The organism is Streptomyces silaceus, from assembly GCF_001419745.1.
Lineage (GTDB): Bacteria > Actinomycetota > Actinomycetes > Streptomycetales > Streptomycetaceae > Streptomyces > Streptomyces silaceus.
In genome coordinates this window covers 40,928-52,978 of the sequence record NZ_LIRJ01000040.1, presented here as the reverse complement: position 1 = coordinate 52,978, position 12,051 = coordinate 40,928, and the positions used below count along the sequence as shown (strand labels likewise).

At 73.7% G+C, this 12,051-nt stretch carries 12 protein-coding genes and 1 pseudogene; 6 read left to right on the top strand and 7 right to left on the bottom strand.

The features are described from left to right. A partial coding sequence (locus AOK22_RS04785) for a class I SAM-dependent methyltransferase (RefSeq protein WP_055697282.1) occupies positions 1-744 on the bottom strand: 744 nt, incomplete at its 3' end. A gap of 152 nt (positions 745-896) precedes the next feature. Here AOK22_RS04785 and AOK22_RS04780 point away from each other — a divergent pair. Continuing rightward, positions 897-1,730 (top strand): hypothetical protein, encoded by an 834-nt coding sequence (locus AOK22_RS04780; protein ID WP_055697281.1) that lies wholly within the window; start codon positions 897-899, stop codon positions 1,728-1,730. Between the two features lie 31 nt (positions 1,731-1,761). On the opposite strand, the gene AOK22_RS04775 is transcribed toward AOK22_RS04780, so the two are convergent. Both AOK22_RS04775 and AOK22_RS04765 read right to left on the bottom strand, forming a co-directional pair. Next, positions 1,762-2,259, bottom strand: coding sequence for a GNAT family N-acetyltransferase (locus AOK22_RS04775; protein ID WP_055697280.1), 498 nt, complete (start codon positions 2,257-2,259; stop codon positions 1,762-1,764). Positions 2,260-2,322: 63 nt separating this feature from the next. After that, positions 2,323-4,034, bottom strand: a pseudogene (locus tag AOK22_RS04765) (hypothetical protein); the annotation flags it as partial. Here AOK22_RS04765 and AOK22_RS04760 point away from each other — a divergent pair. The 3 genes from AOK22_RS04760 to AOK22_RS04750 all read left to right on the top strand — a co-directional run bounded on the left by AOK22_RS04760 (position 4,004) and on the right by AOK22_RS04750 (position 6,831). Continuing rightward, the gene (locus AOK22_RS04760; RefSeq protein ID WP_425264000.1) at positions 4,004-5,152 is read left to right on the top strand and encodes a diaminopropionate ammonia-lyase; all 1,149 of its coding nucleotides are present in this window, start codon (positions 4,004-4,006) and stop codon (positions 5,150-5,152) included. The pseudogene AOK22_RS04765 and the gene AOK22_RS04760 sit on opposite strands and share 31 nt — an antisense overlap. A gap of 354 nt (positions 5,153-5,506) precedes the next feature. Continuing rightward, positions 5,507-5,947, top strand: coding sequence for an SSI family serine proteinase inhibitor (locus AOK22_RS04755; RefSeq protein ID WP_055697277.1), 441 nt, complete (start codon positions 5,507-5,509; stop codon positions 5,945-5,947). A gap of 164 nt (positions 5,948-6,111) precedes the next feature. Next, a complete protein-coding gene (locus AOK22_RS04750; RefSeq protein ID WP_055697276.1) occupies positions 6,112-6,831 on the top strand; it encodes a cupin domain-containing protein in 720 nt (239 codons plus the stop codon). Here the strand turns inward: AOK22_RS04750 and AOK22_RS04745 are convergent. From AOK22_RS04745 to AOK22_RS04735, 3 genes are read right to left on the bottom strand one after another with little or no spacing between them, the layout of a single operon-like run. Beyond that, entirely contained in the window at positions 6,816-7,241 is a 426-nt protein-coding gene (locus tag AOK22_RS04745; RefSeq protein ID WP_055697289.1) for a YunG family protein, read from the bottom strand. The genes AOK22_RS04750 and AOK22_RS04745 overlap by 16 nt on opposite strands. Before the next feature lie 39 nt (positions 7,242-7,280). Further along, on the bottom strand, positions 7,281-8,498 hold the full coding sequence (locus AOK22_RS04740) for a CaiB/BaiF CoA transferase family protein (protein ID WP_055697275.1): 1,218 nt from the start codon (positions 8,496-8,498) through the stop codon (positions 7,281-7,283). Then, positions 8,498-9,661 (bottom strand): acyl-CoA dehydrogenase family protein, encoded by a 1,164-nt coding sequence (locus AOK22_RS04735; RefSeq protein ID WP_055697274.1) that lies wholly within the window; start codon positions 9,659-9,661, stop codon positions 8,498-8,500. Before AOK22_RS04735 ends, AOK22_RS04740 begins: the two co-directional genes overlap by 1 nt. Before the next feature lie 107 nt (positions 9,662-9,768). On the opposite strand from AOK22_RS04735, the gene AOK22_RS04730 reads away from it, so the two are divergent. Beyond that, entirely contained in the window at positions 9,769-10,530 is a 762-nt protein-coding gene (locus tag AOK22_RS04730) for an IclR family transcriptional regulator (protein WP_055697273.1), read from the top strand. Next, entirely contained in the window at positions 10,527-11,036 is a 510-nt protein-coding gene (locus AOK22_RS04725; RefSeq protein ID WP_055697272.1) for a GNAT family N-acetyltransferase, read from the top strand. Before AOK22_RS04730 ends, AOK22_RS04725 begins: the two co-directional genes overlap by 4 nt. 2 nt (positions 11,037-11,038) lie before the next feature. Here the strand turns inward: AOK22_RS04725 and AOK22_RS04720 are convergent, their stop codons facing one another. After that, positions 11,039-11,959: a TauD/TfdA dioxygenase family protein gene (locus AOK22_RS04720; RefSeq protein WP_107101849.1), complete on the bottom strand. Its 921-nt coding sequence runs from the start codon at positions 11,957-11,959 to the stop codon at positions 11,039-11,041. Positions 11,960-12,051: the final 92 nt, after the last annotated feature.

Genomic DNA, 12,051 nt, shown 5'->3' with positions numbered 1-12,051 from the left:
GCGGCCGGCCGCTCCCTCCGCCTTCCTGGCCACCACCAGGCGCCAGTGCGGGCTGCCGTCGGGGCGGCGGCCGAACTCCTCCAGGGGCCGCAGCCGCACCTCGAACCCGGCATCCACGAGGTCGTCGCGCACCCCGCCGAGCGGGAAGGTGCGGTAGTACATGACGAACGGCGGCCGCCACAGCAGGTTCCGCGCCCGCATCACGCCGTCGAAGCCGAGCAGCGCCCAGTACCACGGGGAGGCGAAGGACTGCGGCGCGCCGATCGGGAACACGAAGAGGCCGCCGGGGCGCAGCGCCCGGTGGACGCCCGCGAAGAGCGCGGGCCGCTCCGCGGGGAGGAAGTGGCCGAACGCGCCGAAGCTGACGGCCAGGTCGAAACCCCCGGTGAAGGGCAGGGCGCGGGCGTCGGCCCGTACCCAGTCGACCGCGGGGCCGTCCTGGGGCACCGGCACCCCGGCCTCGGCGGCGGCCAGCATCCCCGCGCTGAAGTCCACGCCCGTGACCCGCTCGCGGCACAGCGGCAGCAGCGCCTCGACGCCCGCCCCGGTGCCGCAGCACACGTCCAGGCCCGCCTCGAAGGGGCCGAGGGGGCGCAGGGCGTCGGCGGTGGCCGCCAGAAATCGGTCAGGCGTGCGGAACGGTGTGTGGTCGAACTTGGGGGCGAGCAGGTCGTAGCCGTGCTCGGTGGAGGAGAGCGCCTGAACGGCCAGCTCACGCAGCGTGGGACCCTGGGAGGTGAACATCGGCTCCAGGGTATCCAGCGGGGCGGTGGCACGGGCGCGGCGAGCGGGCGGTGCCGTGGCCTGTTACCGCCACGAGGTCTACCGGGGGTGGCAGGGGTCCGGTAGAGGTGCACGTCTGCCCCAGACCGCTCCTCGCCACCCGGAGGTGCTCCATGGCCACAGACCGGCACAGGACAAGGACAGCATCGGGCAAGACCCGGTTCGACGACATCTACGACCAGCCGGACCCGCGCGCCTACTTCCGGACGCTCGCCCCCTACGCGTACGAGATACCGCACCACGCCCAGACGGTCTTCCGCCGCACCCGTGAGCTGCGCGCCCGGGTCCCCGGCGACGAGGGCCCCGTCACCGTCCTGGACGTGTGCTGCTCGTACGGCATCAACGCCGCGCTCCTCAACCACGACCTCACGCTCGACGACCTGTACGCGCACTACACCTCGGCCGAGGCCGCCGCGCTCACGCCGGCCGAACTCGTCGAGCGGGACAAGGAGTTCTACGCCTCGCGGCGGCGCGCCGACGCGACCCCGGTCATCGGCCTGGACATGGCGGAGAACGCCACCCGCTACGCCCTGGACGCGGGGCTGCTCGACGAGGCGTATGCCGAGAACCTGGAGCGGGTCCCGCCCAGTCCGCAGCTGTGCGGCGCGGTCGCACGGACCGGTCTGATCACGGTCACCGGGGGTATCGGCTACATCTCGCACCGCACCTTCGACGCGCTGCTCGGCTGCGCTCGGCGGCCGGTGTGGGTGAGCGCGTTCGTGCTGCGCACGGTGCCGTACGAGCGCATCGCCGCGACGCTCGCCGCGCACGGCCTGGGCACGGTCACGGACTCCTCACGGACGTATCCGCAACGGCTCTTCACCAGCCCGGAGGAGCGGCGCGACGCCGTCCGTCAGGTGATCCTGGCGGGCCAGGACCCCACCGGCCTGGAGTCGGCGGGCCGCTATCACACGCGGCTGCACGAGTCGCGGCCCCGCACCGGCTGAGCCCCGCGAGGGGCCGCCCGGTGGGCGGGCGTCAGAGCGTCAGGGTGTAGCGGGTCCCCGGGCGCCCGTCGAGCACGATGTCGCCGCCGGGCACGAAGCCGGTGCGGGTGAGCACGGCGTGCGAGCCGGGGTTGTCGAGCGTCGTCGCGGCCCGCAGCCCGGTCAGTCCGTACGCGCCGACGGCGAGGTCGCACACCTCCAGGACGGCCCGCGTGGCGAGCCCCTGTCCGGTGGCCTTCTCCGCGACGCGGTAGCCGAGTTCGGCCCCGCCGTCGGCGACGTCCACCAGGTTCATCCGCCCGAGGATCTCGCCCCCTTCGGCCACCAGCACATGGAAGTAGCAGACTCCCGCGGCCTGTTCGGCGAGGAGAGCGGCGAGCCGCGCGTCGAATGCGCGGAAGTAGGCGTCGCCCCGGTCGGGCACCGTCGCCGCGAAGTACGCGCGGTTCGCCTGCTCGAAGGCGAGCAGCTCGGGCGCGTGGTCGGCGCGCAGGAGCTGGAGTTCGGGGGTGGTCACGGGTGCGGGCATGCGGGCACCTTACGAGGGCGCGGCCCACCGCGCGCACTCATTTTCGGGTCGGCCGCTCCTCGTCAGCTCGGACAGCGGCCGCTCGGGGCGGGGCTCCGCCCGGAACTCGCTGTCCAGCCAGCGCGGGTCCACGTCCAGGGTCGACAGTTCCCTACCGCCGCTCACCGGCAGGAAGGTGAGCTCGCCGCGCATGTCCACGTCGACGGGTTCGGACAGCGTCATCCGCCAGGTGACACCCGGACCCGGCCGCTGCCCTGGCCCGAGACGCGCACGGGCACACGGTAGGTGCGCTCACCGGAGTCGCCCTCCTTGACGGTCAGCCGGCCGATGTCGACCCGCGGGAGCGCGGCCGGCGTCGCGTCGGGGGTGCCGGGGCGCCAGCCCCAGGCGTCCATCAGCCACGCGTTGCCCGAGCGCGTGCGCGGCGTCAGCTCCACGGTCCTGACCTGCTGGAGGTCCAGCTTCTGCCCGGCCGCCGCCAGCGGCACGCGGACCTCGCGCGCCCAGGAGGAGGCCGTAGTGCCGCTGCCCGGCAGTCCGTCGACGCGGACCCGGCCGAGCGCGGCCCGCCGGCCCGACGTGTCGACGAGGGAGACGTCCAGTGCGGTGCCCGTGGTGTTGGGCGGCACGAACACGCGCAGCGCCAGTGCCCGCGCGCCGGTCAGGGAGACCGGGCGCGCCGGGCTCATCCGTACCGGGCCGCCCGCCCGCGACCAGCTCATGGCCACGGCCTGCCGGCCGGTCTCGGGCGAGACCCACCAGCGGGAGAAGTGCGGGGAGCCCGACCTCCACGGCTCGGTGGTCGGCAGACAGGCACGGGCGTCACCGGGACGCTCCTGCGCGCACAGCCGGCCGCCCTCGATCCGAGTGGCGGCGTCCGGGACCGGCGCCGGCGTGCGGTGCGCGCCCACGGCGCTGGTCAGCACCTGCGCGGGGCCCGCCGAGGGAGCACGGCGGTGCGAACCGTCGAGCAGCGGGCGCGCCCGGTCGTCGCCCGCCACGAACAGCCGGGCCGCCGCGGCGATGTACGTCGCTCCCGCGGCCTGCTGCTGCTCCGCGGTCAGCCGGGTCCCGGCGCCCTTCGCGCACACGGGGTCGGACGGGTCCGAGGCGTCGTCCTCCGCGGGCGCCGTCGCCTGCCCCGGAGTCCACTTGCTGTTGAAAAAGTTGTGGTTGGCGCCGACAATGTACACCGCGCTGTGCAGGGCCGTACCGCGGCTGACGCCGCGCGTCCCGTCCACGTAGAACTGGCCCGCCAGGTCGGACACGTCTCCGTCGCACCCGGGCAGGATCGTCGTGGAGGGCACGTCGGCCACTCCCTGGGAGGCCAGCAGTTGCTGGGCCCGCAGGAAGCCCCGGTGGCTCGGGATCGGCTTCTTGCCGGGACCGCAGGGCCAGCTCGTGTCGCGCGGTTCGCCTCCATAGCAGGTGGAGTGGCGAACGTGACGAAGGCCAACGCCACGGTCGCCACGCGTGGAACTCGTCTCGAGATGGATCTCGAAGCGGCTCCCGAAGCAGGTCGTCGTGCGGCACGTCTCACCGTGGCTCCCCTGGTGAATCCTCACGTCAGAGCACTCATTCGAACTCAAGTACCCCGCTTGCCACTTCGACGACGAACACGGGTGATCCGGTGTTCCCCGTGCCGGGCGGGGTTGGCGGGAAATGGGCGCCAGGTGACGGCCGTTCATGGGTCGGACACCTGCGCTGGACCGAAGGGAGGTCCGGGCCGCACGCTGGTCCCGTGATCGATCAAGACGCCGCCTCCGTGCCCGCATCCGCCCCTTCCGACTCCTGGTACGCGCGGCCCGCCGCGCGGTCGTGGACCTGCGCGCCGCCCCCGCCCGACGCCTGGAACTTCCACACCGCACTGCCCGGGTACGCCCCCACGACGCTGCACGACCTGCCGTCGCTGGCGGCGGAGTTCGGGGTGGCGCGGGTCTTCGTCAAGGACGAGTCGACGCGGTTCGGCCTGCCGGCGTTCAAGGCGCTGGGCGCGTCCTGGGCGATCGACCGGATCGTGGCCCGGCACGCGGAGGACTCCGCGGAGGCCGGCTCCTCCGGGACTCCCCTGCGCTTGGTCACCGCGACCGACGGCAACCACGGCCGGGCCGTGGCGCGGCTGGCGCGGCGGCTGGGCCGGCGCGCGCTCGTCTTCGTCCCCGACGGCGTGCACCCCTCTGCGGTGGCCGCCATCGAGGGCGAGGGCGCCGAGGTCACGGCCGTCCCGGGGTCGTACGACACTGCGGTGCGCCGGGCCGCGCAGGCGGCGACGGAGCCGGACTCGGTCCTGGTGCAGGACATGGCGTGGGACGGGTACGAGGAGATCCCGACGCTGATCGTCGAGGGGTACGCGACCCTGTTCACCGAGGTCGACGCCCAACTGGGCGCGGCGGGCGCGCCACCGCCCGCGCTGGTCGCGGTCCCGGTCGGGGTCGGCTCGCTCGCCCAGGCCGCCGTCACGCACTACCGCGGCCGGTCCACACCGGACGCCGCCCGCGGTGACGCTCCGTCCGCCGTGCTCTCCGTGGAGCCGGTGACGGCCGCGGGCGTGCTGGCCAGCCTCCGCGCGGGCGAGCTCACCAGCGTGCCGACCGGCGTCACGACCATGGCCGGCCTGAACTGCGGCACGCCGTCCGCCCTCGCCTGGCCCGTGCTGCGGGACGGCCTGGACGCGGCGGTCGCCGTCACCGACGCCGCCACGGCGCGGGCCGCCCGTGACCTGGCGGAGCTGGGCGTCTCGTCCGGGCCCTGCGGCGCCGCGTCGCTGGCCGGAGTGCGGGCCGCCCTCACCGGCGGGGGTGCCGCCGAGCGTCGCGCCGCACTGGGGGTCGGATCCGGCTCGACGCTCGTCCTCGTCAGCACCGAGGGCGCGGACGCGAACCCTCAGGCGTGAGGCGGCCCGTACCGCGCGGATGACCCCACAGCGCCGCGACACTCTCCCCGTATCACCGCCGAACGACCCTCATACACCGATCATTTCCGGTCGATGCAGATCGTCGAAGAAAGAACCAATTTTCCATCCTTGCAGGTCAGGACTTAGTTCTTACTTATACCAATAACGTTTGTCCATATGCTGGACACCGGGCGCGGAGCCGCCCCACCGCCCCTGAGCTGCCCGAACGATCGTACGGGTACCGCTTACCGGAGCGACACATCCGGAAATCGACCATCCGCATGGCACTCACTCTCCGCACCGGCGAGACTCCTCACCGCAGTCACCACCACACCGAGTGAAGGAGAAAACACCATGCGTCGCACCCTCAAGGCCGTGGGCGCGGCTGCCACGGCGGCCGCCTGCGTCCTCGTCGCGACATCAGGCACCGCGCAGGCCGAGGCCCCGAAGCCCACGAGCCTCTACGCGCCCTCCGCCCTGGTGCTCACGGTCGGCCAGGGCGAGGACGCCACCACCGCCGCCGTGCAGCGCGCCGTCACGCTGACCTGCGCGCCGCGCCCGGCGGGCAGCCACCCCGCGGCGGCGGCCGCCTGCGCCGAACTCAAGGGCGTCGACGCCCAGTTCGCGCAGCTGGTCGGCTCCACGTCCGACATCGCGTGTACGAAGGAGTGGCGACCGGTCACGGTGACCGTGGCGGGCGTCTGGAACGGCAGACACGTCGGGTGGTCCACCACCTTCTCCAACCACTGCGCGATGAAGGCCGGTCTCGGGGAGGGTGCCGCACTCACCTTCTGACGGGATCACGACCCTGAACCACACTCAGGGGAGTTCCGGTGGCCTTTCGTGGGGGAAGGACTCCGGAACGCGGGTCGGCCCCCGGTGCCGGACGGCACCGGGGGCCGTAGTGTCTCCTCGGTACCACTTCTCACAGCCGCATCCGACGTCGCGAGGAGTTCACGGTGGACCAGTACGAGGGACTGCCCGGCGGGATCGGGGTGTCGAGGCTGACCGTGTACGACTGGCCGGCCGCGGACGGGCTGCGCGGGGGAACTCCCCATCTGCACCTGACCTGTTCGGAGGGGTACGCCGTGACCGGCGGGCGCGGTGCCGTGCAGACGCTCACCACGGCGGGGTTCCGCCAGACGCCACTCACGCCGGGCGCCCTGGTGTGGTTCACGCCCGGCACCATCCACCGCCTGGTCAACGAGGGCGACTTGACGATCAACGTCCTGATGCAGAACTGCGGGCTGCCCGAGGCCGGCGACGCCGTGCTGACCCTGCCGCCCCGGCTGCTCGCCGACCCGGACGTCTACCGCGCCGCCGTCGCCCTGCCCGCCGACGCCACGGACGCGGAGCTCGCGGACGCGGCCCGGCGCCGCCGCGACCTGGCCCTCGAGGGGTTCACCGCGCTCCGCGAGGCGGCCGAGGCCGGGGACCCGGAGCCGCTGGCCGCCTTCCACCGGGCCGCGGTCGCCCTGGTCCGTCCGCTGGCCGCGCGGTGGCGGGAGCGCTGGCGGGCCAGTGCGGCCGCCGCCGCGGAGGCGACCGCCGCCCAGCTCGACCGGGTCGAACGCGCGGACGCCGGCTATCTCGCCGGGGCGACGGTCCGCGCCGAACAGCCCGCCGCCCGGGGCAGGTTCGGGATGTGCGGGCGCCTGGACGTCTACGACGTGGCGTGAGCCACCGGCCGGGCCGCGCGCTCCCGGACCCGCGCGTCGAGCCGCTCCAGGACCCGGGCGCGCAACAGCTCGTACTCCTCCCGGCAGCGGCGGATCTGTGGCGGCCGCACCACGACCGTGCCTTCGGTGACGATCTCCTCGGGCGCGAACTGCTCGCGGGTGAGGTCTATCTCATGGCCTCCGGCGAGCCGGTTCCACCAGTGGAAGTCCGTCTGCACCCCGTCGACATGGACCTCGCCGCGCAGCAGGTCGCCGCCCAGCAGGTCGTGCAGGACCAGGGCGGTCACACCGCACTGGTCCCTGGCCGGATTGTCGGCGCTCCGCTGGGGGCGATGCTCGGGCGTGGTGGTGTCGGGGCCCCAACTCGCGCGGACGGCGGCCTCGATGTCGGTGAGCAGCAAAGGAGTCATGCCGCCCACCATGGCACCCGCCACTGACAACGCGACCGATCACGCCTCGGCGGCCCGCACGACCCCGTCCGCCACGGCTCTGTCCACGGCCTCCTCGTCGTACCCCGCGTCCGTGAGCACCTCGCGCGTGTCCGCTCCCGCACCCCGCACCTCGGGCCGCACCCGCGCCGGGGTGCGCGACAGGGTCACGGGCGAGGCGAGGCCGCGGTAGCCGTCGGCCTCCACGACCAGACCGCGGTGGCGCACCTGGGGTGCGGTCAGCGCCTCGGCGACGTCGTGCACCGGCGAGGCCGGGACGCCCTGCTCCGTCAGGAGCGCGGCCAGTTCCGCGCGGGGCCGCGCGGCGAGCGCCTTCTCCAGGGCGGCCCGCAGTTCCTCCCGGTGGCGGACGCGGTCCGGGTTGGTGCGAAAGCGCGGGTCGTCCGCCAGCTCCGGCACGCCCAGGACGTCGGTGAGCGCGCGGAACTGCCGGTCGTTGCCCACCGCGACGAAGAGGGGGCCGTCGGCGGCGGCGAAGGAGTCGTAGGGCGCGATGGAGGGGTGGGCGGAGCCGGTGCGGCGGGGCACGGTGCCGTCCGCGAGCCAGGACGCCGAGTGCGGGTGGAGCAGGCTGACCGCGGTGTCCAGGAGGGTGCAGTCGATGAGCTGGCCGACTCCGGAGCGGTGGCGTTCGTGCAGGGCGAGCAGGATGCCGGAGAAGGCGAGGATGCCGGTGACCTGGTCGACGACGGGCACGCCGACGCGCAGCGGCGCCCCGTCCGGTTCGCCGTTGACGCTCATCAGGCCGCCGTACGCCTGGAGCACCGCGTCGTAGCCGGGCTGCCCGCCGAGCGGCCCGTCCGTGCCGAAGCCGGTGATGCGGCAGTGGATCAGGGCGGGGAAGCGGCGGCGCAGCTCGTCGTCGGAGCAGCCCCACTTGGCGAGCGTGCCCGCCTTGAAGTTCTCGACGAGGACGTCGGTGTCGCGCAGCAGGGTGTCGAGGATGTCCCGCCCTTCGGGCACCGAGAGGTCGACGACGACGTTCTTCTTGGCACGATTGAGGTTCCGGTAGTACGCGGAGGTGCCGGGTGCGACGAACGGCGGGCCCCAGCCGCGGGTCTCGTCCCCGGCGGGCGGCTCGACCTTGATGACGTCGGCGCCGTGGTCGGCGAGCATCTGGGCGCAGTACGGGCCCGCGAGGACCCGGGACAGGTCGAGCACCCTGAGTCCGGCGAGGGCGCCGCCGGGCGTGTCCGGCCGGGGGTTCGGTGTCGTCATCAGTAGGACCTCGGCAGACCCAGCACATGGCCGGAGACGTAGTTGAGGATCATCTCTTGGCTGATGGGGGCCAGGCGCAGCAGCCGTGACTCCCGGAAGTAGCGCTCCACATGGAACTCCTTGGCGTAGCCCATCCCGCCGAGTGTCTGCACGGCCCGGTCGGCGGCCTGGTAACCGGCGTCCGCGCACAGCCACTTGGCCATGTTGGCCTCCTTGCCGCAGGGCAGTCCCCGGTCGTAGCGCCAGGCGGCGTTGCGGGCCATCAGTGCGGCGGCGTCCAGCCGGGTGGCGGCCTCGGCGAGCGGGAAGGCGATGCCCTGGTTCTGGCCGATCGGGCGGTCGAAGACGACACGCGCGCGCGCATAGTCGACGGCGCGGCGCAGGGCCGCCCTGCCGATGCCGAGGGCCTCGTGGGCGAGCAGGATCCGCTCGGGGTTGAGGCCGTCGAGCAGGTACCGGAAGCCCTGGCCCTCCTCCCCCACGCGGCAGCGGGCCGGCACGCGCAGTTCGTCGATGAGGACTTCGTAGGAGGCGACCGCGTTGCGGCCCATCTTCGGGATGGCCCTCAGGCGCACGGCTTCGGAGTCGATGTCGACGACGAACAGCGTCATGCCGTCGGTGGGCCGCTCGTCGGTGCGCGGCGCCGTACGGGCGATGAGGACCATCTTCTGGGAGTGGCCCGCCTTGGTGATCCACACCTTGCGGCCGCTGATGACGTAGTCGCCGCCGTCGCGCCGGGCGACGGTGGAGATGCGGCTGGTGTCCGTGCCCGCGTCGGGCTCGGTGACGCCGAAGCAGACGTGCAGCGAGCCGTCGACGGCACTCGGCAGGATCTCCGCCCGCAGCTGCTCACTGCCGTGCTTCACCAGCGTGTTGAGGCCGAAGATGGTCAGGTGCAGGGCGCTGCACCCGTTCATCCCCGCGCCCGACGCGGCGATCTCCTCCAGCAGCAGCGACGCCTCCTGGATGCCGAGCCCGCCGCCGCCGTACTCCTCGGGGATCGCCATGCCGAGCCAGCCGCCCTCGGCGAAGGCGTCGTAGAACTCCTGCGGAAAGGCCGCTCGTTCGTCGTGGTCGGCCCAGTACGTGTCCGGGAAGCGGGCGGCCAGTCCGGCGACGGCGCGGCGGATGTCCTCCTGCTCCACGGTCGGCGCGAAGTCCATGGATCACAGCCTCAGTTCGTATATACGATCGCCGAGTCGGATATACGAGAGGCTAGGAGCCGTATGATCGGCCGGTCAAGAGCCGCCCGGGAAGGGGGAGTCGGACCGTGAGCGAGGCCGGAGCGCCCAAGGAGCACCGGACCGTGAGCCGGGTGACGGGCATCCTGGAGTGCGTGTCGCGACGCGGCGGCGCCCGTATGCAGGAACTCGCCGACGTCCTCGAAGCGCCCAAGTCGTCGGTTTTCGGTCTGGTCAAGGGGCTCGTCTCGACGGGCTATCTGGTCGAGGAGCAGGGCGTGTACCGCCTGGGCCCCGCCTTCGGCAACCTGCTGCCGCGGCCCGCCCACGACCTCGCGGGCGCCGCGCTGCCCACCCTGGAGACGCTGCGCGACCGGTTCGGCGAGACGGCCATGCTGGGCACCGCCGTGGGCGACTCCCTCGTGTACGCGACGGCCGCCGAGTCCCCGCAGCTGATCCGCTACTCCGCGCCGCTGCGCACCCGCCGCCCGCTGTACCCGCCGAGCGCGGGCAAGGTCCTCCTGGCCCACCGCCCGCGGGCCCGGCGCGAGGCGTATCTCCGGACGCTGATCGCCGATCCGGCGGCGCGCGCGGCCGCGCAGGCCGAGCTGGCCGAGGTCCGGGCCACGGGTGTGGCGTTCAACCGCGGTGAGACGCTGCCCGATGTGACGGCGGCCGCGCGGCCGGTCCTGGTGGACGGGCGGCTGCGCGCGGTGGTCGCGGTGGCCGGCCCGACCTCGCGCACCGCGGCGCGTCTCGCCGACATCGCGGACGCGCTGGTGGACGCGGCCGCCTCCGTGGCGACCCGGCTCGGGGCGGCCCAGCAGGCCGAAGGCACAATGCCCGCATGATCCCCACCGCGTTCCGCACCGAACGGCTCGACCTGCTGCCGCTGCGCGTCGAGCACGCCGACGAGATGTCCTTCGTCCTCGGCGATCCGGCGCTGCACACGTTCATCGGCGGCACCCCCGACGACGTCGAGGCCCTGCGCGCCCGCTACCGGCGGATGCTCGCCGGCTCACCCGACCCCGCCGTCTCCTGGTGCAACTGGGTGCTGCGCCTGCGCGGGCGGGACGGGCTCGGACCGCTGGTCGGGACGGTGCAGGCGACGGTCGCCCGGGGCGGGTCCGCGGAGATCGCGTGGGTGGTCGGGACGCCCTGGCAGGGGCGCGGCCTCGCCTCGGAGGCGGCGCGTGGCCTGGTGGACTGGCTGACGGGGCACGGCGTGCGCACGTGCGTGGCGCACGTCCACCCCGACCACGCGGCGTCCGCGGCGGTCGCGCGGGCCGCGGGTCTCGCCGCCACCGATGTGGTCCAGGACGGCGAGATCCGCTGGGAGTCGGCGCGCGACGCCTGAGGTCAGTACGGCCGGTCGCCCGCGATGGCGACCCGCTCGGCGACCCTGCGGTGCGGAGCGTAGTCGTCGACCGCGTAGTGCTGTGTGGCGCGGTTGTCCCAGAAGGCGACGTCGCCCGCCTGCCAGTGGAACCGCACCTGGTACTCCGGCACATGGGCCTGGCGCACGAGGTGGCCGAGCAGCCGGTCGCTCTCCTCGCGCTCCATGCCGACGATGTGCGTCGTGAAGGAGGTGTTGACGAAGAGCATCCGCCGCCCGGTCTCCGGATGGGTGCGCACCACGGGGTGGGTGACGGGCGGGAAGCGGTCCTGGAGCGGTGCGAGCCGGTCCGGACCGTAGAAGCGGGCGAAGCCGGGGATGAAGTCGTGCACGGCCCGCGCGCCGTCGATGCGGGCCTTGATGTCGTCGGAGAGGTTGTCGTACGCGGCGGCCATGTCCGCCCACAGGGTGTCGCCGCCGAACGGCGGGACCTCGCGCAGGTGCAGCACCGCGCCCAGCGCGGGGCGCTCGCGGAAGGTGACGTCCGCGTGCCAGACGTTCTCGTACGTGGGCTCGGCGTCGCCGCCCTTGGCGAAACGGGCGACGTCGTCGGCGGAGCCGCGCGCAAGGAGCGGATTGGTCTCCAGCTCGCCCCAGTTGAGGGCGAAGGCGCGCTGCTGCTGCGCGGTGATGCCGGCGCCGCGGAAGAAGAGCACCTTCCACTCCAGCAGGGCGCGGTTGAGCTCCTCACGCAGGGCGGGCGTCAGCGGGCGCGCGAGGTCGACGCCGCGGATCTCGGCGCCGATGATCCGCCCCTGGGGGACGACGTCGAAGAGTTCGTAGGGCCGCTCCCGCCGGCCGTCGGGCAGGCGGCGCAGGGAGCGACGGCCCTCGTACATGCCGTCGGCGGGGACACGTGCTTCACGCAGGGACGCGGTGGTCATGGGGATCTGATCCTTCGATGCGGAACGGACGGGCGAGCGTGCGGGAGTCGTATGGCTCCGTGCGGCTAGCGGCCCGATCGCTCGCACCCGCG